We start from the raw sequence: 26572 nt of genomic DNA, 5'->3' as shown, positions 1-26572 counted from the left end.
TCCACCCGACTTGAAAATGCTCTAGGGCGAATCCCGAAATGAGCACGAACCCAGCGAACCTTCCCGAGGACCTCGAACCCTTCCTGGCCGACGCCGGATGGGCAGGCGCCGCCGTCGAACCGCTTGCCGGGGACGCTTCGTTCCGGCGCTATTTCCGCGTTACCCGCGCGGATGGCGAAACGGCGATGCTGATGGATGCGCCGCCGCCCAACGAGGATCCCACGCCGTTCCTGCGCGCCGCGCGCTGGCTCGATGCCAATGGGCTGCGTGCGCCGCGCATCATGGCGGACTGGGCGGAACGCGGGCTCGTGCTGATCGAGGACTTCGGCCACGCACGGATGCGCGACTATCTCGACCAGTGGCAGGACGACGAAGTGGCCGTCTACCGCGGCGCCGTGGACGTGCTGGCGCAGCTCCGCCAGCTGCCGCCGGGGCCTTTCCTCGACTATTCGATGAGCGAGTATCAGCGCGAGGTGCGCCTGTTCATCGACTGGTACTGCACGGCGCAGAACCTCTACGTCGATTCCGCGGGCTTCACCGCCGCCTGGGAAGCGGTGATGGGCGAACTGCTGCCTCGCCAGCGCCCGGGCGTGACCGTGCTGCGCGATTACCATGCCGAAAACATCATGCTGCTCGGCGCGCTGGAAAAGCAGGGCCTGCTCGATTTCCAGGACGCGCTGATCGGCCATCCCGCCTACGATCTGGTCTCGCTGCTGCAGGACGCGCGCCGCGATGTCTCGCCCGAACTGGAGGCCGAGATGTTCGACCATTACATCCAGGCCACCGATGCCGATCCCGAGACGTTCCTGGCGGACTATGCCCGCCTCGGCGCGCAGCGGAACACCAAGATCATCGGCATTTTCGTGCGTCTCTGGCGGCGTGACGGCAAGTCGCGTTATCTGGAACTGATCCCCCGCGTCTGGGCGATGCTCGAACGCGACCTGGCGCATCCGGCACTGGAGCCGGTCGCGCGCTGGTTCGATGCCAATATCCCCGCCCATTTGCGCGACGCCAATGGCGGGAGCTACGCGGCATGAACGAAGTGAAGCTGGCCAGYGATACGGCCATGGTACTCTCCGCCGGCCTCGGCAAGCGGATGCGGCCGCTGACCGCTACCCAGCCCAAGCCGCTGGTGCGCGTCGCCGGCAAGTCGCTGATCGACCATGCGCTCGACAAACTCGATGCGGCCGGGGTCGAGAAGGCGGTGGTCAATGTCCATTACCTTGCCGACGCGCTGGAAGGCCACTTCAAGGCGCGCCACAAGGGGCCGCAGGTCACCGTGTCGGACGAGCGCGAACGCCTGCTGGAAACAGGCGGCGGCATGGTCAAGGCTGCGCCGCTGCTGCCCGAGACGTTCTTCTGCCTCAACAGCGACAATATCTGGCTGGACGGACCGGAAGACGTGTTCCACGAGCTTTCGCGGGCCTGGAACCCGGAAATCATGGATGCACTGCTCTTGCTGGTCTCGCATCCGCGCGCGGTGAATTATCGGGGCGAGGGCGACTTTCACCTCGATCCCGCAGGGCGCATCGCCCGCCGCAAGCAGGGCCGCATCGCGCCCTTCATCTATTCGGGCATCCAGATCGTGTCGAAGCGTCTCCTGCGCGATGCGCCGGAAGGACCGTTCTCGACCAACGTGTTGTGGAACCGCGCCATCGAGGAAGGGCGCCTCTACGGCATTTCCCATACCGGCCTCTGGTTCGAAGTGGGCGAGCCGACCGCGATCAAGCCCACCGAGGAATGGCTGACCCGTGCCTGACAGGGCGGGGCCCGACAAGAGAGGGCCGCGCGTATTCTCGATTGCCGCTCACCGCGGCTTCGCAGACGCCCTGGTGGCGGGATTGGTGCCGCGTTACGCCGAAGGTGAACTGGGCCTGGCGCGGCTGACGCTGCTGCTGCCAAGCCGCCGCACGGTCCGCACGGTGACCGAGGCTTTCGTGCGCTTTTCCGGCACGACCGACAAGCCGGGCCTGCTGCTGCCGCGCATGGTGGTGGTAGGCGATCTCGATCTGGACGAGACGCTGGGGCCCTTGCTCGATCCGCTGGGTGCCTCGGACATCCCGCCCGCGGCCGATCCGACCCGGCGCTGGCTCCGCATCGCTCACTTCCTGCGCGAGGTAGAGGGCGCCGAGGCCGGAAAGGGCGCCGCCCTGCTGCGCCGCGCCTGGGAACTGGGGCGCACGATGGACCGCCTGCTGGTGGAAGGCATCGCCCCGATCGACCTGATGAGCGAGCGGGTGATCGGCATCGTCGGCGATCTGGCCGGCCACTGGACCGACAATACGCGCACGTTCCTGAAAGTGCAGCAGCACTGGATCGCGGAACTGGCCGAGCGCGGCGAGATCGACGCGCCGGAGCGCCGCAACCTCCTGTTCGAGCACGCCGCCCGCGAATGGCAGGCCTCGCCGCCGGCCTATCCCATCGTTGCGGCCGGTGTGACCAGTGCCTCGCCTTCGCTGGCAAGATTGCTGCGCGTGGTCAGCGAATTGCCCGGCGGCAGCGTGGTCCTGCCCGATTTTGATCTTTCCCTGCCGCCGGAAGTCTGGGACGAACTCGGCACGGCGGGGCGTCCCGACAGTCCGGACGATCCGCCGTTCGGCCGGGGCGATGCCGTCACCCATCCGCAATATCACCTCAAGCTGCTGCTCAATCGCATGGGCATTTCGCGCGAGGAAGTAGCGCATTGGCACCGTTCGGGGCTGGGCGCCTCGCCGGCCGAGCGCAGCACCGTGATTTCCAACTTGTTCCTGCCCCCCCGCGCATCGGCGGCCTGGGTCGCGCTTGGTCCCGAAAAGCGACGGCTGGCCGGGGTGCGGCTGATGGAAAGCACTCATCCCGAGCAGGAAGCCCAGGCCATCGCGGTGCTGGTGCGCCAGGCGCTGGAAGTCCCGGAACGCCGCGTGGCGCTGATTACGCCCGACCGCGGGCTTGCGGGGCGGGTCGTCGCCCATCTCACCCGCTGGGGCATCGAGGCGGACGACACCGCAGGACGCCCGCTCGCGCAGACCGCCTCTGGCCGCCTGCTGCTGCTGCTGGCCGAAGTGATGGCGGAGCAGGCCGCGCCCGTGCCGCTGATCGCCTTGCTGGTCCATCCGCTGGCAGGGGGCGGCGAAGGCCGTGCCCGCTGGCTCGAGAATGCCCGCCGACTGGACCTGGCACTGCGCGGGCCGCGCCCCGGGGCCGGTCTTGCCGCCCTGGCCGAACTGGCGGTGCAGGAAAAGCTGGAAGGCTGGTGGGGCGAGGTCGAGGCGATGCTCGCGCCGCTCTTCGCGCTGAGCGAAGGCGATCCGCTGGACTTCATGCTGGGAAGGCTTGCCGACGCGGCCGAGGCGATGTGCGGCGAAGCGATCTGGGGCGGTCCCGACGGCCGGGCACTGAGCGCCCTGGTCGAGGAACTGCGCGCGGCGGCCGGTTCTGCGGGAACGCTGTTCGATCCGCGCGAACTTCACGCCATGCTGCGCGATGCGATGGACCGCGTCTCGGTGCGCCCGCCCTGGGGCGGCCATCCGCGCGTGGCGATCTACGGCCTGCTGGAAGCGCGGATGAGCCGCGCCGACCTGGTCATTTGCGGCGGGCTGGTGGAAGGCGTCTGGCCTGCTTCCCCCTCGCAGGATGCCCTGTTGCCGCCTGCCGTGCTGCGCGCGCTCGGCGTGCCGGGGGCCGATTTCCGCATCGGCCTTGCCGCGCACGATCTGGCCGCCGCGCTGGGAGCGCCGGACGTGGTGCTGAGCTGGGCCCTGCGCGATGCCGGGGGGCCGGTGATCCCCTCGCGCTTCGTGCTGCGGGTCAAGGCGCTGCTCGGCGAGCAGGGCGAGCGTCATATCGAAGCCGAGGCGCTGCGCCTGGCACGCATGCTGGACGATGCCGCACCGGTGCCGCCGCACCCACGGCCGCAGCCCATGCCGGCGCCCGAGCAGCGCCGCGTGGACCTGGCGGTCACCGGGCTGGACCGCCTGCGGGGCGATCCCTACGAGTTTTACGCCAATGCGATCCTGCGCCTCCGCAAGCTCGACGCACTCGATGCCGAGCCGAGCGCGGCGTGGAAGGGCGAAGTGGCGCACAAGATCCTGGAGGACTGGCACAAGGCGGGCGAGCCGGTCGACGGGCTGCACACGATTGCCCAGTCCGTGCTGACCGAGAAGAACGCCCATCCGCTGATGCGCGCGCTGTGGTGGCCGCGTCTCTCGGCCGCGCTCGACACCTTTCGCGACCTCGTGCTGCGGCACAAGACCGAGGGGCGGCGCGTGGTGGCGAGCGAGGCCTGGGGCGACATGCGCCACCGCGACATCCGTATCCACGGCCGCGCCGACCGCATCGACCGCCAGGCCGACGGGACGCTGGCCGTGGTCGACTACAAGACGGGCTCGCCGCCCACTCCGCGGCGAGTGGAGGAAGGTTTCGCGCTCCAGCTTGGCCTGATCGCGCTGATCGCCGAAGCCGGCGGCTTCAAGGACATGCAGGGCCGCGAGATCGAAGGCGAGGCGGGGGGCTTCGAATACTGGTCGATGGCCAAGGCCAAGAACCAGTTCGGCTACGCCGCCACCCCGCTCAAGGTCGGCAAGCGCCGCTCCGGGATCGAACCGGACGATTTCCTGCCGGAAACCGAGCGCTACCTGAACGATGCACTGGACCGCTGGATCCTCGGCAACGAGCCTTTCACCGCGCGTCTCAACCCCGAACTCGGGTCCTATGCCGATTACGACCAGCTGATGCGTCTCGATGAATGGATCACCTCGCTCGGCAGCCGTGAACGCGTGCAGGGCAGTGCCACGGAGGAGGGGGCATGAGCGGTCCTGCCGCCGTCCATCCGCTGCACGGCAACCAGATGCTGGCGGTCAATCCGCGCGATACCGTCTGGCTCTCGGCCTCGGCGGGCACGGGCAAGACGCAAGTGCTGTCTTCCCGCGTGCTGCGCCTCCTGCTGCAGGAGGGGGTGGAGCCGTCCCAGGTATTGTGCCTTACGTTCACCAAGGCCGGCGCCACCGAAATGGCCGCGCGCATCAACGGCACCCTGGCCGAATGGGTGCGGCTGGAAGATACCCAGCTGTTCCAGCGGCTCGACGCGATCGGCGCGCCGACCGATCCGGACACGCGCGCCCGTGCGCGCACGCTGTTCACCGCGGTGCTCGACAGTCCGGGCGGGGGGCTTCGGATCGACACCATCCACGCCTTCTCGCAGTGGCTGCTGGCGACGTTCCCGCTGGAGGCGGAGCTGGTGCCGGGCGCCCGGCCGATGGAGGACCGCGAGCGCGCCCTGCTGGCACGGCAGGTCCTGGCCGATCTGCTGGTCGCGGCGGAGAACGATCCTTTCGACGGTGCGCCGCTGCTGGAAGCCATCGCCCAGCTCTCGCTGCGGCACGGGCCGGATTCGGTCGTCGAGTTCCTGCTGCGCTGCGCCGGTGCGCGCGAGGCCTGGTTCGGCCCGGGATCGTGGCAGGCGGGCGACATCCGCAGCCATGTCCTGCGCCTGCTCGGCCTGCCCGCCGACGCCGGGGACGACCTGCTCGCGGAAATGTGTGCGGACGACGGCTTCGATGTCCGCTCGCTGCGCCGGTGCTGCGAAGTCCTGGCCGATTGGAACACCGCCACCGCGCACAAGGCAACCGACGTGCTGGTGCCCTGGCTCACCCAGTCTCCGGCGCGCCGGGCGGAGGGTATCGACGATGTCCACGCCGCGCTGTTCACCAAGGACGATTCGGTTCGCAGCCTCAACCACTTGTCCAAGCGCGAACCCGACTACGAGGGTTATGCCTTGCGCGTCGGTGAGGGCCTTGCCCGCATTCGCGAGGTCAAGGCGCTGCTCGGCCTGGCCGAGCGGCTCGTGCCGGCATTGCGGCTCGGCCGGGCTTTCGCGCTTGCCTGGGACGAGGCCAAGCAGCGCGAGGGCCTGATCGACTTCGACGACCAGATCCGGCGCGCCGCCGATCTTCTGCGCGGTCAGGCTTCGGCGGACTGGATCCGCTACAAGCTGGATCGCCGTTTCGATCACATCCTGGTCGATGAGGCGCAGGACACCAATGCCGCGCAGTGGGACATCGTCTTCGCCATGGCGGAGGAGTTCTGGGCCGGGCTGGGCCAGCACGAGCGTCAACATGCCGTGGAACACGGGGAACGTCACGGGCAGCCCCCCTTGCTCCGCACCCTGTTCGTCGTGGGCGATTACAAGCAGGCGATCTTCCGGTTCCAGGGCACCAGCCCCGAGAACTTCCGCCGCGCGGCCGACCGCGTGCGGGGCAAGATGCGCGAGGCGGCTGAAAATGCCGATATGCTGCGCAGCAACCTGTCCGCGCGGCCGCTGGTGGAACTCGGGCTGGACCGCAGCTTCCGCACGGCGCAGCGCGTGCTCGACTTCGTGGACGAGGCCATTGCCGGCATCGGCCATGCCAGCTTCGGCCTCGATCGTCCGGCCGAGCCCCATGTCGGGCAGGAGCGTCCGGGCTATGTCGCCTTGTGGCAGCCTGTCTCGGAGCAGGTCGGCGAAGACGACGACGCGCCGCTGGCAGATGACGAGGGCGCGGAGGAGCACGACGGGCAGCAGCCCAACTGGCTCTCCCGCCCGGACCGGCAGATGGCGGAACGCATCGCGCAGCAGGTCCGCGAATGGCTCGATCCCTCGGGGCCGGGCTTCACGCTGAACAAGGGCAAGCCGCGCCGTGCGGGTGCGGGCGACGTGATGGTGCTGGTGCGCCAGCGCAAGGAACTTGCGGGCCTGATCGTTGCGCGGCTTCACGCGGCCGGCGTGCCGGTGGCCGGCGTCGACCGTCTGCGCCTGGGTGCGCCGCTGGCCGTGAAGGACCTGATTGCGGCACTGCGTTTCGCGGTGCAGCCGCTCGATGATCTCAACCTCGCCGCGCTGCTGGTATCCCCGCTTGTCGGTTGGAGCCAGGAGCAATTGCTGCGCCACGCCTATCGCGACCGGCACAGGCATCTCTGGGAACACTTGCGCGCCGGTTCCGGTCCCGAGATCGCGGCGGTGCTGCAGCAACTCGGCGATCTGCTGGCCCTGGCCGACTTCGCGCCGCCGCAGGCCATGTTGCACTGGCTGCTCGTCGGGCCGTGGCAGGGGCGGCGCAAGCTGGTCGCCCGGCTCGGCAGCGAGGCCAACGATCCCATCGACGAACTCGTCAATGCCGCCCAGGCCTACGTCGCCACCGATACGCCCAGCCTTGCCGGGTTCCTGGCCTGGTTCGATGCCGGCGACGGAGAACTGAAGCGCGAGGCCGATGCCGCCTCGGGCCTGGTGCGCGTGATGACCGTCCACGGCTCGAAGGGCCTGCAGGCGCCCATCGTCATCCTGGCCGACGCGACCGGCAACCCCGAAGCTGCGCGCGAACGCGGTTTCGACCTGGCCGATCCGCGCGACGAGCGGCGCAAGGTGCCGCTGCCGCCCTTGTCCAAGGATGAGAAGGTCGGCCGTATCGCCGCCCGGATCGCGGAGAATCGCGAGGGCGACGAGCAGGAGCATTGGCGCCTGCTCTACGTCGCCATGACCCGCGCCGAGGAGGCGTTGTTCATCGGCGGCGCGCTGGGGCGGCGCGACAAGGACGGCCCGGCCGACAAGAGCTGGTACGCCCGGCTGCGCGCCCTGTTCCCGGCCGAGGCGGACGTCGAGGACGCGATCTGGGGCACGCGGTGCGAGAACGGGCAGCCGCCGGAGCCGCTCCCGGCGGCAGTTCGCGCGGTCGAACTGCCCTTGCGCGAACCCCTGCCGCGCTGGCTGGAGCGCGCGCCACCTGCGGAGCCGCGCCCGCCCCGTCCGCTGGCACCGTCTTCGCTGGGCGAGGACGACGCACCCGATCCGCCGTTCCCGCCGGGGGCCGGGCGCGATGCCTTGCGGCGTGGCACTCTGGTGCACAAGCTGCTCGAACGCCTGCCGCAAGTCGCTGCCGACTTGCGCGAGAAAGCGGGCTGGCAATGGCTCGCGCGCAACGCTGCCGATTTGGCCGAAGACGCCCGCGAGGCCATGTTGGCCAGCGCCATGGCGGTGCTTGGCAATGCCGAGTGGGCCGAGATATTCGGCCCGGCCAGTCTTGCGGAAGTTCCGGTGGCCGCCGTGGTCGGCGGGCAGGTGGTGGCGGGCACGATCGATCGCCTGGTGGTCGAGCCAGACCGCGTCCGGCTGGTCGACTACAAGACCGCGCGCCGCCCGCCCGAGAGTCTGGAACAAGTGCCGCGCGGGGTGCTGCGCCAGATGGGCGCCTATGCCGCCGCGCTGGAAGTGGCCTTCCCGGGAAAGCGCGTGGAAGTGGCCTTGCTCTACACCGCCGTGCCGCGCCTGATCGCGGTTCCGGCGGACGTTCTGGCCGCTCACAAGCCGGACTTTTCCCCGCCGCAGTAAACCTATGGCCGTGCAAGCGTTGCCTCATGGCAATTCGTCCCTAGATTGCGTTCAACCGAGATACCCGAGGAGTTTCAATTCATGGCGACCATCGCTGTTACCGACGCCAGCTTCGAACAAGACGTTCTCAAGTCCGACAAGCCCGTGCTCGTCGATTTCTGGGCGGACTGGTGCGGCCCGTGCAAGATGATCGGCCCCGCTCTGGAAGAGATCAGCGAAGAGCTTTCCGAGCAGGTGACCATCGCCAAGATGGACATCATGGCCAACACCGGCATCCCTGCCGAGATCGGCGTGAAGTCGATCCCGCTGATGGTGCTGTTCAAGGACGGCAAGCCCGTCGCCCAGAAGCTCGGCGCCGCTCCCAAGAGCGCGCTGAAGGGCTGGATCGAAGGCGAACTCTAAGCGTTCGCTGCGGCTTCGGCCGGTTCCAAGACGGATAGAAAAACCCCTTTCGCCGCGAGGCGGGAGGGGTTTTTCTTTGGGCGGGACACGTCGATGGCGCGCCAGTCCCAAGCTATTGTGTTCTAGAGATTATCGGCCATGATCGGCATCTTCACGCGTGTCGGAAACCGGCCGGACCTGTCCCGGTGGCGACACTGGAGATGCCGAATGGGCCAGCGAACGAAATGGGCGATATTCGCCTTTGCCCTGAGCGCGGTGTCTTGGGCGGACCTGGCGCAAGGCGGTGACGATCCGGGCGATATCGTCGTGGAAGGCGCCCGCGAGAAGACGGTCTTGGCGGGCGGGGAATGGGCGGTCTCGCTGACCCGCACGTATCGCTTCGGCAAAAGTCTCGATAAGGATACGTCCTTCGGCGCGGGCAAGGATCGGGAATGGCACTTCTGTCTTGCCGATACCCAGGTGGAATCGTTCGTTCGGCTGCTGGTGGGGCAGGGCCGTTCGCAAGCTGCGGGGACCACGATCTGTCGGCCCTTGCAGATGCGTCTTGGCGGGGGCCGCTTGCGGGCGCGGCAAACATGTCAGGGCGGATCGGTGCCCATCAAGGACGCGATCACTGGCCGTGTGAGCACGCAGCAGACACGGCTGACCATGTATGTCACGGGTGAATATGGCGCTTCCGAACTGACATTGGACTTCGAGAATCAGCGAGAACTTCTCGCCGGCCCGTCGCCTGGAGCGGCGCCGGACCTCATGCGCTGGTCGGTCCGCGGCGCGCGCATCGGCGATTGCTCGCCGGACCGGAAGCGGTAACGGCGAGTGTCCCTCAGTCTTCCAGTGCGGACAAGCGGTTGGCGAGCGCTTCGAACAGGCCGGGGGAGGCGGCGCCGATCACACCTTTGCGGTTGAACTGGTCGACGCGGTAGAGGGTGCCGTCGGGGCGGGCGCATTTGCCGCCGGCTTCGTTGAGGAAGAGGGCGCCTGCCGCGTGGTCCCAGGGCAGGGTGCGTTCGAACACCGCCACGTCGTTCTGGCCGAGAGCGAGGCGGGGGTATTGTTCGGCGGCGCAGCGGGGGATGTCGACCATGCGGTAATGCGGGGCGACTTCGGTGCGCAGGCGCTCGCGGCGCGCTTCCTCGGTGAAGATCAGCGAGATCGCGGCCACGGGCGGCTGCTCTCCGGTGGCGCGGGCGGTGAGGCGTTCCTCGTTGACCCAGGCGCCGCCGTTCAGCGATGCGCGGCAGAAGCGCCCGGTGAGGCAATCGAGAATCCAGCCGCCCAGCGTCTCGCCCCGGTCGGCCAGTGCGATCAGCATGCCGAAGGGCGGCTTGCCGGAGGCGAAGTTGTTGGTGCCGTCGAGCGGATCGACGATCCAGCAGAGCCGGTCCTTCAGCTTCAGCAGCTCGTTCTCGTCTGCGAAAGTGGCTTCCTCGCCCACTACCGAGGCGTCGGGGAGCAGGGCGGTGAGGCGCTCGGTGAGGATCGCCTCGCTCTCCTGGTCGGCCACGGTGACGACGTCGTTCACCGCCTTGCTGACGATCTGCGCGGCCGTAAGCGACTGGTAATGCGGCAGGATAATGTCGCGCGAAACCTCACGCATGATCGTTTCGACGGCGGCGTTGAGCGTGGGCGTGATCATGCGGGAGGCTTTCGAAGAGAGGATCAGGTGAGCGGGATCATGACCTGCTGGGCATAGCCCGTGCGCGCGCGGATGCGGGCGTACCATTCGGTCAGGGCCGGAAACTCGGGCCGGTCCAGCCCGAACTGGTCGAGCGGCAGGCTGAACCAGGTATAAGCGTAGACGCCCATGGGAATGTCGCCCAGGCCGAACTGTCCGCCGGAGAGCCAGGGCTTTTCGCTCAGGGCACGCTCCAGCACGGCAAGGTGGGCGATGCAGGCCTGCACGTCGCGCGCGATGGCGGGCATGTCCCACTGTTCGCGCGGGGTGCGGGCCATGGCCAGGAAGGGCACGCGCTGGGCGTCGGCATACGTGATCTGCCAATCCATCCAGCGGTCGGCCAGTGCCCGGTCGATGGGATCGCGCGGGAACCAGCGCTCGCCGCCATATTCGGCCGCCATGTAGCGCAGGATCGCGTTCGATTCCCAGAGCGAGAGCTTGCCGTCCTCGATCATCGGCACCAGCCGGTTCGGGTTCTTGGCGAGGTACTCCTCGGTATAGCCGAACTGGCCGCCGATATCGTGGCGCACGTAGTTCAGGCCCAGTTCCTCGGCGAACCAGGCGACTTTCTTGACGTTGTGGGAGTTGAGGCGACCCCAGATCGTGAACTGCGGAGCGGCCATCGTCAGCTCCTGTAGTCGGCGTTGATCGAGATGTAGCCGTGCGTCAGGTCGCAGGTCCACACGGTGGCGGCGCCTTCGCCAAGGCCGAGATCGACCTCGATGGTGACGTCCTGCCCCTTGAGGTGGGCGGCGACGGGAGCCTCGTCGTAGTCGGCCAGCGGCAGGCCCTCGCGCGCGGCCCAGGTGCCGCCGAAGCCGATCGAGAGCTTGTCGCGATCAGCCGGTTCGCCTGCCTTGCCCACGGCCATGACGACGCGGCCCCAGTTGGCGTCTTCACCGGCGATGGCGGTCTTCACCAGCGGCGAGTTGGCGATGGCCATGCCGACCTTCCGCGCGCTTTCGTCCGAGACGGCGCCGGAGACGGCCACTTCGATGAACTTCTGCGCGCCTTCGCCGTCGCGCACGACAAGGTGCGCAAGCTGGCGGCAGACGTCATGGATCGCGGCGGCAAAGGCATGGGCGCCGGGCGAGGCGATGGTCGAGAGCGGCGCATTCCCGGCCTTGCCGGTGGCGAAGGCGAGCACGGTGTCGCTGGTGGACGTATCCGAATCGACGGTGATGCACGAGAACGTGCGGAAGTTCGCGGCGGAGAGGCATTCCTGAAGGAAGGCGGGCTCCACGGCGGCGTCGGTGAAGACATAGCCCAGCATCGTCGCCATGTCCGGCGCGATCATGCCCGAACCCTTGATGACGGCGGCGAGCGCGACTTTGGTCTCGCCGATCATCGCAGTGGCCGTCGCGCCCTTGGCGAACGTGTCGGTGGTGGAGATCGTGTTGGCCACCTCTTCCCACGAGCAAGGCCCGGCGGTGAGGGCCTTCTCCACGCCTTCGCGCGCCTTGTCCTTGGGCAGGGGCACGCCGATCACGCCGGTGGAGGAGACGAAGACCTGTTCGCGCGGGCAGCCGATATGGGCGGCGACCTGGTCCATGATCTGCTCCACCGCCTCGCGTCCGCGATAGCCGGTGAAGGCATTGGAATTGCCGGCATTGACGACGAGCGCGCGGGCCTGGCCCTGTTTCACGTTGTCACGGCCGAGTTCCACTTCGCTGGAGCAGCAGAGGTTCTTCGTGAACACCCCGGCGACGGCCGTGCCTTCGTCCAGTTCCACATAAGTCAGGTCGCATCGGCCCCAGTCCTTGTACCCGGCGCGCACGACGTGCGGCGTGACGCCGGCGATCGGCGGCATGGCGGGGAAGGGCGAGGCGAGCGGGGAAGTGGGATAGGCCATGGCGGGTGGGTAGCGCGTGGGTGTGACAGGTCAAGAGTCGCTGCATCAGGGAAGTAACGGAGAAGTCCTGCGGCGATCTTCCGTGCGTAATTTGGGGCGCGGCGCTCTCTTGTGTGGACACGGGGACAAGCGCCCCCTATCTGGTCCGCCATGGCAAATCGCCTGCTCTTGACCCTGCTGGCCCTGTTAACGGGTTTTGCCGCGCAGATCGGCCCTGCCGAGGCGCGCGCTTCGCAGGTGGCGAGCCTGCAGGTCGTGCTGACCGAAGCCGCCGTCGCCGCCAAGGCGCCGCGTGCCCCGGTGGCCCTTGCCCAGCTTCCCGAACCCGGATTGCGCAATACCCGCCGTCATGCGCCGCCGCTGGTGGCCGCGCCGGTTTCGCGCATGATTCCTGCGGTTCTCACCGGGATAGACCGCGCGCGCGAATAAGCGCGCTGCCCATTCGCTCTTTTGCGAAACCTTTCCCGTGCCTGCGCGCTACGCAGGCGCGCTCATCCGACATACGCATTCACGAAAAACAGGGATCTCCGCCATGTTCGGCGCCATCGCCAAGTCCATTTTCGGCTCGTCCAACGAGCGTTACGTCAAGTCGCTCGACAAGATCGTCGCCCAGATCAATGCCTTCGAACCCGCTTTCGAGGCCATGAGCGACGAGGAACTGGCCGGCCAGACCGCCAAGTTCCGCGAAATGCTGGCCAGCGGCAGCACGCTCGACCAGATCATGCCCGAAGCTTTCGCCACCGTGCGCGAAGCTTCGAAGCGCGTGTTCGGCATGCGCCATTTCGACGTGCAGATGATCGGCGGCATGGTGCTCCATCGCGGCGAAATCGCGGAAATGCGCACCGGTGAGGGCAAGACCCTGGTGGCCACCACCGCCACCTACCTCAACGCGCTTGAGGGCAAGGGCGTCCACATCGTCACCGTCAACGACTACCTGGCCCGCCGCGACGCCGAGCAGATGGGCAAGCTGCACAATTTCCTCGGCCTCACCATCGGCGTGATCGTGCCGAACCTCAACGAGTACGAACGCCGCGAAGCCTATGGCGCCGACATCACTTACGGCACCAACAACGAATTCGGCTTCGACTACTTGCGCGACAACATGAAGCACGAGCGCAGCCAGATGGTGCAGCGCCCCTTCAACTTCGCGATCGTCGACGAAGTGGACTCCATCCTCATCGACGAGGCGCGCACCCCGCTCATCATCTCGGGTCCGACCGACGACAAGTCGGAACTCTACATGCAGGTCGACGCGGTCGTTAAGCAGTTCGTCCCCGAAGACTACGAGATGGACGAGAAGACCAAGAACATCAATCTGACCGAGGACGGCGTCGAGAAGGCAGAGCGCATGCTCGAAGCCGCCGGCCTGCTGGTGGGATCGAACCTCTACGACGTCGAGAATACCCAGGTGGTCCACCACCTCGACCAGAGCCTCAAGGGCGTGGTCATGTTCAAGCGCGACATCGACTACATCGTCAAGGACGGCAAGGTCGTCATCATCGACGAGTTCACCGGCCGCATGATGGACGGCCGCCGCTGGTCGAACGGCCTGCACCAGGCGGTGGAAGCCAAGGAAGGCGTCCGCATCGAGCCCGAGAACCAGACGCTCGCCTCGATCACCTTCCAGAACTACTTCCGCATGTATCCCAAGCTCTCGGGCATGACCGGCACGGCCGCCACCGAAGCCCCGGAATTCTACGACATCTACAAGATGAACGTCGTCACCATCCCGACCAACGTGCCAGTGCAGCGCGTCGACGAGGAAGACGAGTTCTACAAGAACACGCACGACAAGTTCGGCGCCATCGCCAAGCTGATCCGCGAGCGCTACGAAACCGGCCAGCCAGTGCTCGTCGGCACTGTGTCGATCGAGAAGTCGGAACTGCTGTCGGACTTCCTCAACAAGGAAGGCGTCAAGCACTCGGTGCTGAACGCGCGTTTCCACGAGATGGAAGCGCATATCGTCGCACAGGCGGGTTCGCTGGGCGCCGTGACGATCGCCACCAACATGGCGGGTCGCGGCACCGACATTCAGCTCGGCGGCAACGTCGAGTTCCGCGTCGAGGACGAACTGCGCGACATGCCCGAGGGGCCGGAGCGCAACGAGGCCATCGCCCGCATCAAGCTGGAAGTGGCCGAGCAGAAGCGCCTGGTGCTCGAAGCCGGCGGCCTTTGCGTGATCGGCACCGAGCGCCACGAAAGCCGCCGCATCGACAACCAGCTGCGCGGCCGTTCGGGCCGTCAGGGCGATCCGGGCCTTTCGAAGTTCTACCTCTGCCTGGAGGACGACCTCCTGCGCATCTTCGGCCCGGACACGCTCTTCGCCAAGATGATGAACAGCAACCTGGCCGATGGCGAGGCGATCGGTTCGAAGTGGCTGTCCAAGGCCATCGAGACTGCGCAGAAGAAGGTCGAGGCGCGCAACTACGAAGTCCGCAAGCAGGTCGTCGAATACGATGACGTGATGAACGACCAGCGCAAGGTCATCTACGAGCAGCGCGCCGACATCATGGATTCGGAAACGGTCGACGAAGTCGTGGTCGACATGCGCAACGACACCGTCAACGCCATCGTCGCCGACACCTGCCCGGCCGGCTCCTATCCCGAGCACTGGAACCTGCCGGAACTCAAGGCGCGGGCGCTGGACATCCTGGCGGTGGACGTGCCGATCGAGGATTGGATCGAGGAAAACGGCATCGATCCCGAAGTGGTCGAAGAGCGCATCGCCGCCATGGCCAACGAGCACATGGCCGCCAAGATGTCGCAGGACGATCCCGCGATCTGGCGCCAGGTCGAGAAGTCGATCCTGCTCGACCGGCTCGATCACTACTGGAAGGAGCACCTTTCCACCCTCGACGCGCTGCGCCAGGTGGTGTTCCTGCGCGCCTATGCGCAGAAGACCCCGATCAACGAGTACAAGACCGAGGCCTTCAGCCTGTTCGAACGCCTGCTCGACCAGATCCGCGAAGACGTGACGCGCATTCTCTCGGTGAGCGAACTGCGCATTCCGGAACCTGCCGGGCTGCCGGAACTTCCGGACTTCCTGACCGGCCACATCGATCCGCTGACCGGCCTCGACAATTCGAACGATGGCGATGGCTCGGCCTTCATGCCGGAACTGTTCGGCTCACTGGCAGGCAGCCCGCAGGCCAATGTCGGTGCGGGGGCCGCGGGAGAAAACCCCTATGCGGACCTGCCGATCAGCCGCAACGCCCCATGCCCCTGCGGTTCGGGCCAGAAGTACAAGCACTGCCACGGCGCCTTGGCGTAACGGGTAGAGTTAAAGAAAACCGTCGTCCCGGACTTGATCCGGGACCGCGGGCAAAGCCACGCGCGCTTTCAGAAAGGCTGAAAGCGCGCGTCTTGCTTTATTGCTGGCTGGAGTGCGCCGATCCGCGCGCGCCAGACGTCACATCCAACCCGTTGGCATCGCGCGCCCACCCTCCCTCGTCATTGCGAGCGTAGCGAAGCAACCCAGGGCGGCTCTGCGCGGCTCTGGATTGCTTCGCTACGCTCGCAATGACGAAAGGAGGGGAAGGCGGCTAACGAACGAGAGGGGACGGAATGCCGAACTCGCCCCCGCGCCCCCGTCAGTCCTTCGGCTTCTCGCCGCCAACCCGCGCCAGCTTGGCGAACATCGCCACCGACATCGGCTGGGCGCGCAGGAAACCCTGGTAATAGGCGCAGCCCTCGCGCGCGGCGACGACGCGCTGTTCTTCTTCCTCGATGCCCTCGGCAATGACTTCCAGGTCCAGCGCCCGCGCCATGGCGACGATCGCGCGCAGCACCGCCACGTCGCGGCGGTCGGTGGCGACGCCCTCGATCATCGTGCGGTCCAGCTTGAGATAGTGGATCGGCAGGACCTTGAGATAGCGGAAGTTGCAGAACCCCGCGCCGAAGTCGTCCAGGGCGATGCGAATGCCCTGCGAGGAGAATTCCGCCATCATCTGCGCGGTCTGGGTAATGTCGCTGATGAGCGATTGCTCGGTGATCTCCAGCGTCAGTCGGCGCGGCGGAAAACCGCTCTCGCGCACGAGGTCCAGCATCTGGCGCACATATGTGCCGAAGGCGAGGTCGGCCGGGGTGACGTTGATCGAAAGGCGCAAGTCGCCCGGCCACTGCCCCGCCGCCGCCATCGCCTTGGCGGCGATGTGGCGCGAGAGCGGGCCGATGTGGTCGGCGCGCTCGGCAATCGCGAAGAGGGCGCCCGCGCCGATGCGGCCGAGGACGGGGTGATTCCAGCGGGCGAGGGCCTCGGCGCCGGTGAGCGATTCGTCCACCAGGCTGAACTGCGGCTGGAACAGGATCTCGATCTCGTCACCGTCGATGGCGCCCAGGAGGTCCGCTTCGAGCTGCGCGGCCGAGCGGCCCGGCACGGTGACTTCGCCGTCCGCCCAGCCCAGCCGCGTGGCAGACTGGTCCTGCAGGGCTGTCAGCGCATGGCCGAGCCGGTCCAGCATCGAATCGACGCTTTCCCCGGTGAGGGCGCGAATCAGGGCGATGCGCGGCGAAAGGCGCAGCACGCCGGTGGGCAGCGCGATCGGGCGGGCAATCGCGTCGGCCAGCTGGTCCGCCACGAGGTGCCAGCGCTCGCGGCTGCAGGCCTCGTTGGCGACGAGCACGAAGGAGCCGCCGCCGGCGCGGGCCACCAGCCAGGGACCGTCGAGTTCCTCGCCCGCGAAATGGGCAATGCGGCCGGCAACTTCCTCAAGGGCGCCGTCGCCCGCTTCGGCGCCGTAGGCCATGTTGATCGTGTCGAGCCGCCGCAGCGCCACCAGCATGGCATGGACATGGGCATGCTGCGGCGCGCTTTCGGCGTCGCTGCGCCACCCGGCGATGCGTTCGCGCACGGCTTCGAGGCCGGGAATCCCGGTCAGTCTGTCTTCAAGCCGGCGGGCATGGCCTCGCGGCAGCCCCTTGCGTCGTTCGCCCATCGCGAGTGCTATAGCCAAAGGCCTTGCCAAACGATGCAAAATTCGAAAGGTCCGCGGCATGAAAAGGGCTTCAAAATGAGACGGGCGCTGATGCATTCTTCGGAACGGGCCTCCCTTTCGGTGCGAGCGCCGCTTTACGCCGGGGATTTCAATGGCTGACGTACCCACGCTGGGACTGATCGTGTCGGACAGCGCCAAGGCCCAATATGGCGCGGCGGAGCTTCGTCGCGCGCACGCCTGGGTCGATCCGGCGGAGGCCGAGGTGCTGGTGGTGGTGGGCGGCGACGGCTTCCTGCTGCATGTCCTGCACGAAATGCTCGACCGCGATGTGATAAAGCCCGTCTACGGCATGAACCTCGGGACGGTGGGCTTCCTGATGAACGGCCCGCACGACGGGGTGCCGATCGCCGATCGCATTGCCGAGGCGCATGCCGTGCCGGTGCGGCCGCTGCAGATGCATGCCACCAGCCACGATGGCCGCAGCTTCGTCTATTACGCGATCAACGAGGTCTCGCTGCTGCGCGAGACGCGCCAGACGGCGAAGCTGGAAGTGACGATCAACGGCAAAGTGCGGATGGAGGAACTTGTCGGCGACGGCGTGCTCGTGGCCACGCCGGTCGGGTCCACGGCTTACAACCTGTCGGCCAATGGGCCGATCCTGCCGCTGGGTTCGCGGATGCTGGCGTTGACCCCGCTCAGCCCCTTCCGCCCCCGCCGCTGGAAAGGCGCGATCCTTCCCGAGAGCGCCGAAGTCGAATTCCGTATCCGCGAGCCCGGCAAGCGGCCCGTCGCCGCCGTGGCCGACCAGAAGGAAGTGCGCGACGTGAAGACCGTGCGCATCGTTGCCAATGCGGAGAAGGAGCTGACCCTGCTGTTCGACCCGGGCTTCACGCTGGAAGAACGCATCTTCGCGGAGCAGTTCCAGGTCTGACCGCGGGTATCGGCCTGTGGAAAAGTTTTCTCGACATTTTCATTACAGAGTGCTTGCCAACCCCGAATACCCCTTTTATAGGCGCACTCCTGCCCGGCGGTGGTAACACTGACAGGCTGCTCCCCGATAGCTCAGCGGTAGAGCATTCGACTGTTAATCGAATGGCCGTAGGTTCGAATCCTACTCGGGGAGCCACTTCTTTCTTCCCTCCGGACCGGAGGAAGAAAGCAAGTCGCTCTGCACCTTACATGCATTTGAGCAAGCGTTTGCGGCAAGGCCGCAAGTGTCAAAACGTTTCCCAACTCCACTTCGCATTGACGAACGGCGCATCCGGTGAGAGCGCTGGTTATGGGCGCCCCCGCTAGATCGCGAATGACAATCGGGCATCCTGCGAGAGGAAACGTGGTCCGAATCAGCATCCCGCGCCTGGCGGTCCTAGCTGCCGTCGTCTTTCTGGGGCTTGGCATCGTCCAGCTGATCGGCAGCCTGCTGTTCTACCAGGCGATCGACCGGCAGACCCTGCGCGCCGACCATGCGCGGCGAATTGCGGAACTCATCGTCGTCAGCGACCGCATTCATTCGCTCGAACCGAATCTGGCGGCGCCGATCATGACGACCGGACATCTCAAGGCGGAGTTCTCGCCCGAACCGGCGGTTCGCGCGATGATGGATTCGGATACGCTGCACAAGATCGCCGGGCAGGTGATCGAATGGGAGCCCTCACTCGCCTCGCGTCCGCTCAATCTCGCCACGGCCGATGCCAGCGGCGGCAAGAGCGACCTGATCGGGTCGATCCGCCTCGACGACGGCAAGTGGCTGAATTTCCGCTCGCGCGACATCACTTCGATGTGGCCCATAGCGCTGCGGGCCAGCGCGCTGATGTTCTGCACGGCGCTGGCCTGCATCGCCATCGGCCTGATCGCACTCAGGCTCCTGACCAATCCGCTGCGCCGCCTGACGCAGGCCGCCGACGCCATCGGCCACGGCCAGCGGGTGGAGATCCGCGAGAGCGGGCCGGAGGACCTTCGCAATCTCGCCCATTCGATGAATGTCATGCAGGAGCGGATCGCCCGCCTGCTCGAAGACCAGGCGCGGTCGTTCGAAGCGATCAGCCACGACTTGCGCACGCCGCTCTCACGCCAGCAGATCGCCACCGATCTCATCGACGATCCCGAGATCTCCGAGATCATGCAGGCCAGCATCGACGAGATGGAAGGCCTTCTGGCCTCGCTCCAAGGATACCTGAGGGCGCAGCACATGTCCGCCGAGGCCGAACCGGTCGATCTGGGCGAACTGGTGCGGGCGGTGATCGCGCCTTATGAAGATCGTGCGCGACTGTCCGGCGCGGACAAAGTCGTGGTCGAGAGCTTCCCCCAGCCGCTGGCCCTGGCGACAGGCGCGCTGGTCGAGAACGCGATCCACTTCGGGGGCCGGGCGGAGGTGGCGATCCGCCGCGAAGGCGCGGACTGGCTCATCGAAGTGGAGGACACCGGCCCCGGCATTCCGCCCGGTCATTTCCAGGACGTGCTGACGCCGTTCTTCCGGCTCGACGAGGCGCGTACCCGCGATACGCCGGGCTTCGGCCTGGGCATCCCCACCGCGCACCGGCTGATGATGCGTTTCGGGGGAGACCTGTCCTTCGCTACGTCGCCCTGCGGCGGCCTGATCGCGCGGATCAGGGTGCCGTTGATGTAGTTCGGCGCGTCAGCGGCCTCGGCTTGTCCGGGGGATCCGCGCGCATCCGTCATCCCGAACTGGTTTCAGGATGACGGGCGTGGAGGCGCGGCGTCCTTTTCGGTTCAGCCCTTGCGGGCGACCGAGGCCAGGCCCTTGGTCAGTTGCAGCAGGCCGTTGAGGCGGCTTTTCGGATCGCCCCAGGCGCGTTGCAGGACCAGCTTGTTGTCCGGACGGAGCTTGACGGTGCCCTGAAGGCGCTCGGCATAGGCGATGAGGCCAGCCGGGTTCGGGAAGCTGTCGTTGTGGAAGCTGACGAGAGTGCCGCGCGGGCCGACGTCGATCTTGGCGATGTGCGCCTCGATCGCCTGACGCTTGATCTGAATGAGCTTGATGAGGTTCGAGGTCGCCGAGGGCAGGGGGCCGAAGCGGTCGATCATCTCGGCCGAGAGCGATTCGATCTCGTCCTTGCTGTCCGCATCGTTGAGGCGGCGATAGAGCGCCATGCGGACGGCCAGATCGGGCACGTATTCCTCGGGGATCATGATCGGCGCTTCCACCGTGATCTGCGGGGACAGGCCGGAGGTATCCTTCTCCAGGCCCACCCCGCCTGCGCGGGCGGCCAGGATCGCGTCTTCCAGCATCGACTGGTAGAGTTCGAAGCCCACCTCGCGGATATGGCCCGACTGCTCGTCGCCCAGCAAGTTGCCGGCGCCGCGAATGTCCAGGTCGTGGCTGGCCAGCTGGAAGCCGGCGCCCAGGGAATCGAGGTCGCTCAGGACCTTGAGCCGCTTTTCGGCCACTTCGGAAAGGGCATTGCCGGCAGGGGTCGTCAGGTAGGCATAAGCGCGGAGCTTGGAGCGTCCGACGCGGCCGCGCAGCTGGTAGAGCTGGGCCAGGCCGAAGCGGTCGGCGCGGTGGATGATGATCGTATTGGCGCGCGGAATGTCGATGCCGCTCTCGACGATGGTGGTCGAGAGCAGGACCTCGTACTTGCCTTCGTAGAAGGCGCTCATGCGTTCTTCCACTTCACTCGCGCTCATCTGGCCGTGGGCGGAGATGACCTTTACCTCGGGAACGTTCTTGGCCAGCCATTCCTCGACTTCGGCCATGTCGGTGATGCGGGGCACGACGATGAAGCTCTGGCCGCCGCGATGGTGTTCGCGCAGCAGGGCCTCGCGCATCACCATCTCGTCCCATTCCATCACGTAAGTGCGGACCGCCAGGCGGTCGACCGGCGGGGTCTGGATGGTCGAGAGTTCGCGCAGGCCGCTCATCGCCATCTGCAAGGTGCGCGGGATCGGCGTGGCGGTGAGCGTCAGGACGTGAACGTCGGTGCGAAGCTGCTTCAGCCGCTCCTTGTGGTTCACGCCGAAGCGCTGTTCCTCGTCGACGATGACGAGGCCGAGGCGCTTGAAATTGACCGTTTTCGACAGGATCGCATGCGTGCCGCAGACGACATCCATGGTGCCGGCGGAGAGCCCGTCGCGCGTGGCCTTGGCTTCCTTTTCAGGAACGAGGCGCGAGAGGCGCCCCACTTCCAGCGGGAAGCCGTTGAAGCGCTCGGCAAAGCTTGAATAGTGCTGGCGCGCGAGCAGGGTGGTCGGCGCGACCACGGCGACCTGCTGGCCGGCCATGGCCGCGACGAAAGCGGCGCGCAGGGCCACTTCGGTCTTGCCGAAGCCGACGTCGCCGCAGACCAGGCGGTCCATCGGCTTGCCTTCGGCAAGGTCGCCCAGCACGTCGTCGATGGCGTGTTCCTGGTCCTCGGTTTCCTGCCAGGGGAACCGGTCCACGAACTGATCGTAGGAGGACTTTTCGGGCAGCAGCGCGGGCGCGACGCGAAGGGCGCGCTCGGCGGCGGTCTTCATCAGTTCGCCCGCGATCTCGCGGATGCGTTCCTTCAGCTTGGCGCGGCGCTTCTGCCATGCCTCGCCGCCCAGCTTGTCCAGCGCGACGCCTTCCGCCTCGCTGCCGTAGCGTGAGAGGACGTCGAGGTTTTCGACCGGGATGTAGAGCTTGTCGCCGCCTGCGTAAGTCAGCATCACGCAGTCGTGAGGCGACTGGCCGACCGGGATCGACTGGAGGCCTTCGTAGCGGCCGATGCCATGGTCCATGTGGACGATCAGGTCGCCCGGCGTCAGGGCCGCCAGTTCGGCGAGGAAGGCGTCGGAATCCTTCTTCTTTTTCTTCCGGCGGACCAGGCGGTCGCCGAGAATGTCCTGTTCGGTGACGACTTCGACGGTATCGTTGGAAAAGCCGGTTTCCAGCGGCAGCACCAGCGCGGCGCTGCGCCCTTGGACCGCCAGGCCGAGCGCTTCCTGCCAGGTATCGGCGAGCCGCGGTTCCGGGCCTTGCGCTTCGCCCAGGATCGAGACGAGGCGGGCGCGGCTGCCGGTGGAATAGGCGGCCAGGATCGCCTTGCGGCCGGTCTTGGCGACGGCGTGCAAGTGCTTGGCGGCGGCTTCGTAGGCATTGTCGCCGCGCGCCCGTTCGGGCGTGAAGTCGCGGGCATTGCCGAAGCCGAAGTCGATGACCGTCTTCGATTCGGGCTGCGCGAAAGGATCGGCGCGGTGAACCGGGAAGGCAGCGACGGCCTGCTCGAATTCCTCGCGCGCCAGATAGAGTGCGTCGGTTGCCAGCGGGCGGTAGGATCCCGCCTTCTGCCCCGAGGTTTCGAGGCGGGCCTTGTGATAGTCCGCGATGTCGTTGAAGCGCTCGTCCGTGGCGCCCAGGGCGGAGCTGTCGATCACCAGCAGATCATCGTCCGCAAGGTGATCGAACACCGTGACCAGGCGATCCTCGAACAGCGGCAGCCAGTGCTCCATGCCGGCAAGGCGGCGGCCGTCGCTGACGGCCTGGTAGAGCGGGTCGGCCGTGGCATTGGCGCCGAACATCTCGCGGTAGCGGGCGCGGAACCGCTTGACGCTGTCGTCGTCGATCAGCGCCTCGCTCGCGGGGAGAAGGAGGTGTTCCTGCACCGATCCGGTCGTGCGCTGGGTGCCGGTGTCGAACAGGCGCAGCGTTTCCAGCTCGTCACCGAAGAAGTCGAGGCGCAGGCCGCCATCCAGACCCGAAGGGACGATGTCGAAGATCGAGCCACGCACGGCGAATTCGCCGGCGTCGATGGCGGTGTCGCTGCGCTGGTAGCCCTGGCGGCGCAGCAACGCGATCAGGCTCTCGTGGCCGATGTCGAGATTGGGCTTGAGCAGGCGCACCGATTCGCGGATGCGGAACGGCGTGAGCACCCGCTGCAGCACGGCATTGGCGGTCGTGACCAGAAGCTGCGGGCCGGAGCGCTTCTGCTGAAGCCGGTGCAGCGCGGCCAGGCGACGCGCGCTGACCGAGAGCGCAGGGCTGGCGCGGTCGTAGGGCAGGCAGTCCCAGGCCGGGAATTCGACGACGTCCAGTTCCGGCGCGAAGAACTGCGCGGCATCGGCCACGGCGCGCATGGCGCTTTCGTTGTCGGCGATGAAGACCGCGCGGCCGTTTCCGGCCTTGCTTGCCGCGGCGCGGGCAAGATCCGCCATGACCAGCGGCTGTGCCCCCCGCGTCACCGAGGCGAGGGTCAGGGGCGAAGTCGCCGCGAGAATACGTTGGAAGTCGGTCATCTGGTCGTTGTTGGGCCTTCGACAAGCTCAGGCTGAGCGGGTCCGAGAGTTTGCGTCATTCTCTGCTCATGCCGCGTTCCGAGCGTGCCGAGGGGGCACGGCATCAACGCGGAATGTCGACGTAATCGAGCTTCATCATGCGGTCCATCAGCGGACCGCGATATTCTTCGGGAATCGACAGGGTGCCGAGGGCCCAGGCCATGATGTCCACGTCCTCTTCCTCGATCATCTTCTCGAAGAGGTCGAGATCGCTTCCAGACCATTCGGCGTGAAACCGGTCGAAGTAGCAGCCGATCATGTAGTCGGCCTCGCGCGTGCCGCGATGCCAGGCGCGAAACTTCAGTTTGGCGAGACGCGCTGCGGCTTGAGGCGAAAGTTCGGTCATATCCGCGCCGTTACCGCGCCGCGCCGGTTGGGGCAAGGTTCGGCGGGGCAACCCTGGCCTTGAGGACGAACGAGCGGCGCCCGCCGGGATCTCTTTCGATCTTCCCGGCAGGCGCCGTCGGGTCTGCCGGCGCGCTTAGCGCTGGAACACCTTGATGATCTCTTCGCTCGGGCGGCCGGTCATCGTCTTGGGCACTTCGGTCAGCAGGGCGCCCTTCAGTTCCTTGTGATAATGGCGCCGCATCTCGCCCAGCGAGCGGGGATCGGCGACGATCACCAGTTGATCGATCTCCCGGTCCAGCACCTGCTGGTTGAGCCAGCCGGCCACGGCGGCGGCATGGGCGCTTTCGTCCAGGGCGTCGTTGCTGCCGTCGCCGGTACGCGCCTGATGACGCTTCTGGGCATCATGGCGGCGAAACCCCGCGCTGAAGTTGGTCGGTTCGAGGTCCGGGGTCTCCAGCGAGGTGAGCCTGGGTGCGGCTTCGCGCCCCGAGTTGCGATAAAGTTCGAAGTTTTCACCGTCGACGATCGCGAACACGGTTCCGTGCGGAAGAAGCATGCATTTCTCCTATGCTGGTGGGGGGGACATCGAAAGCAACGTGGCTGTCCGCAAATCCGTTCCCCATCGGTCTGGCGAACGGAGCCGTTCTCGCGCTAAGAGGCTGACCATGCGGCCCGAAGCACTGAATTGCCTTTTTACCGAGACCGATGCCCTCGACGGCGTGGGACCCAAGCTCAAGCGTCCGCTCGAAAAGCTCGGGCTCACGCGTATTCGCGACCTGATCTACCATCTGCCCGACCGTTTCGTGGAGCGGCGCGCGGTCACCAATCTCGACGACGCGAGCGTGGGCGAGAACGTGATCGTCCAGCTGACGGTGCGCGAGCATCGCTCCCCCGCCGGACGCGGGCCGTTCCGGGTCCTGGCCGAGGATGCCGCGGGAAATGTCTGCACCATCACTTATTTCGGCCGCGCGTCCTTCACCGCCCGCAAGCAATTGCCGGTGGGCGAGACGCGCTGGGTGGCCGGCCGGCTCGACCAGTATGGCCAGATGCTCCAGATGGTGCATCCCGAACATGTCTCGGAAGACAGTGCCGCGCCGGTGGGCCAGCTTTGCGAGGCGGTCTATCCGCTGTCGGAAGGGCTGACCCAGGGGCGCGTCGCCGGTCTTGTCCAGCAGGCGCTCAAGGTCTTGCCCGAGCTGCCCGAGTGGATCGAGACCAGCCTCTACGACAAGATGAAGTGGCCGGCCTGGCACGACGCCGCGCGCGAAGTGCACCGCGGGGTCCATGCCTCGGCCCGCGATCGCCTGGCCTATGACGAACTGCTGGCCAATGCGCTGGCGCTGATGCTGGTGCGCGAGAGCAATCGGAAGCAGTCCGGCACACCGCTGAAGGGCGACGGCTCGCTGCGCGCCAGGCTGAAGCTGCCTTTCGCGCTGACCGGCGCGCAGAAGCGCTCGATCGACGAGATCGAGGGCGATATCGCCCAGAACGCGCCGATGCTGCGCCTGCTTCAGGGGGACGTTGGCGCGGGCAAGACGGTGGTGGCGCTCAACGCCATGCTGATCGCGGTGGAAGCGGGCGCGCAGGCGGCCCTGCTGGCGCCGACCGAGATTCTGGCGCGGCAGCATTACGAGACTCTGGCGCGGATGCTCCAGGGCACCGGCGTCGAGATCGCGCTGCTCACCGGGCGCGACAAGGGCAAGGCGCGCGAGGCGATCCTCATGGGCCTGGTCGGCGGCTCCATCGACATTATCGTCGGCACTCATGCGATCTTCCAGGACACGGTGTCCTACCGCAATCTCGCCTTGGTGGTGATCGACGAGCAGCACCGCTTCGGGGTCGGCCAGCGGCTCATGCTCGCGCGCAAGGGCCGCCGCACGCCGCATACGCTGGCGATGACGGCCACGCCGATCCCCCGCACGCTGACCCTGGCGCAATATGGCGAGATGGAAGTCTCCAAGCTCGACGAACTGCCGCCCGGGCGCCAGGCCATCGATACCCGGGTCGTCTCCGTAGAACGGATGGACGACGTGGCCGGGGCCATCGCCCGTCATATCGAAACCGGGCAGCAGGCCTACTGGGTCTGCCCCATGGTCAGCGAAAGCGAGAACGACGACCTGGCCGCGGCCGAGGCCCGCTACGCCGTGCTCAAGGAGCGCTTCGGCGAACAGGTGGTGCTGGTCCACGGCCAGCTCAAGCCCGATGTGAAGGACGCGGGCATGGAACGCTTCGCCAGCGGCGCGGCATCGGTGCTGGTGGCGACGACCGTGATCGAGGTGGGCGTCGACGTGCCGAATGCGACGCTCATGGTCATCGAGCAGGCCGAGCGCTTCGGTCTTGCGCAGCTGCACCAGCTGCGCGGACGGGTAGGGCGCGGCAGCGAGAAATCGACCTGCCTGCTGCTGCGCGGGCAGCAACTCAGCGAAACCGCGCGCCAGCGCCTGGCGCTGATGCGCGAGACTCAGGACGGCTTCCGGCTGGCGGAGGAAGACCTCGAACTGCGCGGTGGCGGCGAACTGCTCGGCACGCGGCAGTCGGGCGATACTCCGTTCCGCATCGCCAGTCTGGAGCAGATCACCAAGCTGCTGCCGCTGGCGCATGACGACGCGCGCCTGCTGATCGAGCGGGATGGCGGGCTGGCCGGGCCGCGCGGGGAAGCGGCGCGCCTGTTGCTTTACCTGTTCGAACGCGACTGGGGCGTGCAACTGCTTCGCGGCGGCTGAATGCCCGCCGCCGCGGGCCTCGTGCAAGGCCGCTGGCGGGGTTCG

Annotated in this window: 18 protein-coding genes and 1 tRNA gene; 12 read left to right on the top strand and 7 right to left on the bottom strand. The window is 67.0% G+C overall.

Annotated elements, in window-relative coordinates:
* Positions 1–38 precede the first annotated feature (38 nt).
* The 6 genes from AB4Z00_RS00255 (at position 39) to AB4Z00_RS00230 (ending at position 9550) form a co-directional block, all read left to right on the top strand.
* Entirely contained in the window at positions 39–1037 is a 999-nt protein-coding gene (locus AB4Z00_RS00255; RefSeq protein ID WP_442044302.1) for an aminoglycoside phosphotransferase family protein, read from the top strand.
* On the top strand, positions 1034–1759 hold the full coding sequence (locus tag AB4Z00_RS00250) for a nucleotidyltransferase family protein (RefSeq protein WP_442044300.1): 726 nt from the start codon (positions 1034–1036) through the stop codon (positions 1757–1759). The genes AB4Z00_RS00255 and AB4Z00_RS00250 overlap by 4 nt, the downstream gene beginning before the upstream one ends.
* The gene (locus tag AB4Z00_RS00245) at positions 1752–4787 is read left to right on the top strand and encodes a PD-(D/E)XK nuclease family protein (RefSeq protein ID WP_442044298.1); all 3036 of its coding nucleotides are present in this window, start codon (positions 1752–1754) and stop codon (positions 4785–4787) included. The genes AB4Z00_RS00250 and AB4Z00_RS00245 overlap by 8 nt, the downstream gene beginning before the upstream one ends.
* A complete protein-coding gene (gene addA, locus AB4Z00_RS00240; protein WP_442044296.1) occupies positions 4784–8338 on the top strand; it encodes a double-strand break repair helicase AddA in 3555 nt (1184 codons plus the stop codon). Before AB4Z00_RS00245 ends, addA begins: the two co-directional genes overlap by 4 nt.
* An 81-nt stretch (positions 8339–8419) precedes the next feature.
* Positions 8420–8740 (top strand): thioredoxin, encoded by a 321-nt coding sequence (trxA, locus tag AB4Z00_RS00235; RefSeq protein WP_021235408.1) that lies wholly within the window; start codon positions 8420–8422, stop codon positions 8738–8740.
* Between the two features lie 207 nt (positions 8741–8947).
* On the top strand, positions 8948–9550 hold the full coding sequence (locus tag AB4Z00_RS00230) for a hypothetical protein (protein WP_442044294.1): 603 nt from the start codon (positions 8948–8950) through the stop codon (positions 9548–9550).
* Between the two features lie 13 nt (positions 9551–9563).
* On the opposite strand, the gene AB4Z00_RS00225 is transcribed toward AB4Z00_RS00230, so the two are convergent.
* Genes AB4Z00_RS00225 through argJ form a run of 3 tightly spaced genes read right to left on the bottom strand, consistent with a single transcriptional unit; the run spans position 9564 to position 12267 of the window.
* On the bottom strand, positions 9564–10376 hold the full coding sequence (locus AB4Z00_RS00225; RefSeq protein ID WP_442044292.1) for an inositol monophosphatase family protein: 813 nt from the start codon (positions 10374–10376) through the stop codon (positions 9564–9566).
* 23 nt (positions 10377–10399) lie between these two features.
* Positions 10400–11038 (bottom strand): glutathione S-transferase family protein, encoded by a 639-nt coding sequence (locus AB4Z00_RS00220; RefSeq protein ID WP_442044290.1) that lies wholly within the window; start codon positions 11036–11038, stop codon positions 10400–10402.
* 2 nt (positions 11039–11040) lie between these two features.
* Positions 11041–12267, bottom strand: a complete 1227-nt coding sequence (gene argJ, locus AB4Z00_RS00215; RefSeq protein ID WP_442044288.1) for a bifunctional glutamate N-acetyltransferase/amino-acid acetyltransferase ArgJ — start codon at positions 12265–12267, stop codon at positions 11041–11043.
* Between the two features lie 150 nt (positions 12268–12417).
* Between argJ and AB4Z00_RS00210 the strand changes: the two genes are divergently transcribed.
* Together AB4Z00_RS00210 and secA are read left to right on the top strand one after the other, a co-directional pair.
* A complete protein-coding gene (locus tag AB4Z00_RS00210) occupies positions 12418–12696 on the top strand; it encodes a hypothetical protein (protein WP_132262108.1) in 279 nt (92 codons plus the stop codon).
* Positions 12697–12799: 103 nt separating this feature from the next.
* Positions 12800–15538, top strand: coding sequence for a preprotein translocase subunit SecA (secA, locus tag AB4Z00_RS00205; protein WP_442044286.1), 2739 nt, complete (start codon positions 12800–12802; stop codon positions 15536–15538).
* A gap of 319 nt (positions 15539–15857) precedes the next feature.
* Here the strand turns inward: secA and AB4Z00_RS00200 are convergent, their stop codons facing one another.
* Positions 15858–17219, bottom strand: a complete 1362-nt coding sequence (locus tag AB4Z00_RS00200) for an EAL domain-containing protein (RefSeq protein WP_442044284.1) — start codon at positions 17217–17219, stop codon at positions 15858–15860.
* A gap of 133 nt (positions 17220–17352) precedes the next feature.
* Between AB4Z00_RS00200 and AB4Z00_RS00195 the strand changes: the two genes are divergently transcribed.
* From AB4Z00_RS00195 to AB4Z00_RS00185, 3 genes are all read left to right on the top strand, one after another.
* Positions 17353–18132 carry an NAD kinase gene (locus AB4Z00_RS00195; protein ID WP_134094980.1) on the top strand — a complete coding sequence of 260 codons (780 nt, stop codon included), beginning with the start codon at positions 17353–17355 and terminating at the stop codon, positions 18130–18132.
* Positions 18133–18252: 120 nt separating this feature from the next.
* Positions 18253–18327, top strand: a tRNA-Asn gene (locus AB4Z00_RS00190).
* Between the two features lie 207 nt (positions 18328–18534).
* Positions 18535–19827: a sensor histidine kinase gene (locus AB4Z00_RS00185; protein ID WP_243654035.1), complete on the top strand. Its 1293-nt coding sequence runs from the start codon at positions 18535–18537 to the stop codon at positions 19825–19827.
* 104 nt (positions 19828–19931) lie between these two features.
* On the opposite strand, the gene mfd is transcribed toward AB4Z00_RS00185, so the two are convergent.
* The 3 genes from mfd to AB4Z00_RS00170 form a co-directional block, all read right to left on the bottom strand.
* Complete coding sequence (gene mfd, locus AB4Z00_RS00180) at positions 19932–23417, bottom strand: transcription-repair coupling factor (protein WP_442044281.1); 3486 nt, start codon at positions 23415–23417, stop codon at positions 19932–19934.
* Between the two features lie 103 nt (positions 23418–23520).
* Positions 23521–23802: an FAD assembly factor SdhE gene (locus AB4Z00_RS00175; RefSeq protein ID WP_132262116.1), complete on the bottom strand. Its 282-nt coding sequence runs from the start codon at positions 23800–23802 to the stop codon at positions 23521–23523.
* A 135-nt stretch (positions 23803–23937) separates the two neighbouring features.
* Positions 23938–24360, bottom strand: a complete 423-nt coding sequence (locus AB4Z00_RS00170) for a host attachment protein (protein WP_132262118.1) — start codon at positions 24358–24360, stop codon at positions 23938–23940.
* Between the two features lie 109 nt (positions 24361–24469).
* On the opposite strand from AB4Z00_RS00170, the gene recG reads away from it, so the two are divergent.
* Positions 24470–26527, top strand: a complete 2058-nt coding sequence (recG, locus tag AB4Z00_RS00165) for an ATP-dependent DNA helicase RecG (RefSeq protein WP_442044278.1) — start codon at positions 24470–24472, stop codon at positions 26525–26527.
* The last annotated feature ends 45 nt before the right edge of the window (positions 26528–26572 follow it).

Origin of the sequence: Novosphingobium sp. YAF33, assembly GCF_052113265.1 — a bacterium.
Classification (GTDB): Bacteria; Pseudomonadota; Alphaproteobacteria; order Sphingomonadales; family Sphingomonadaceae; genus Novosphingobium.
This window is presented reverse-complemented; position numbering and strand designations above follow the sequence as displayed.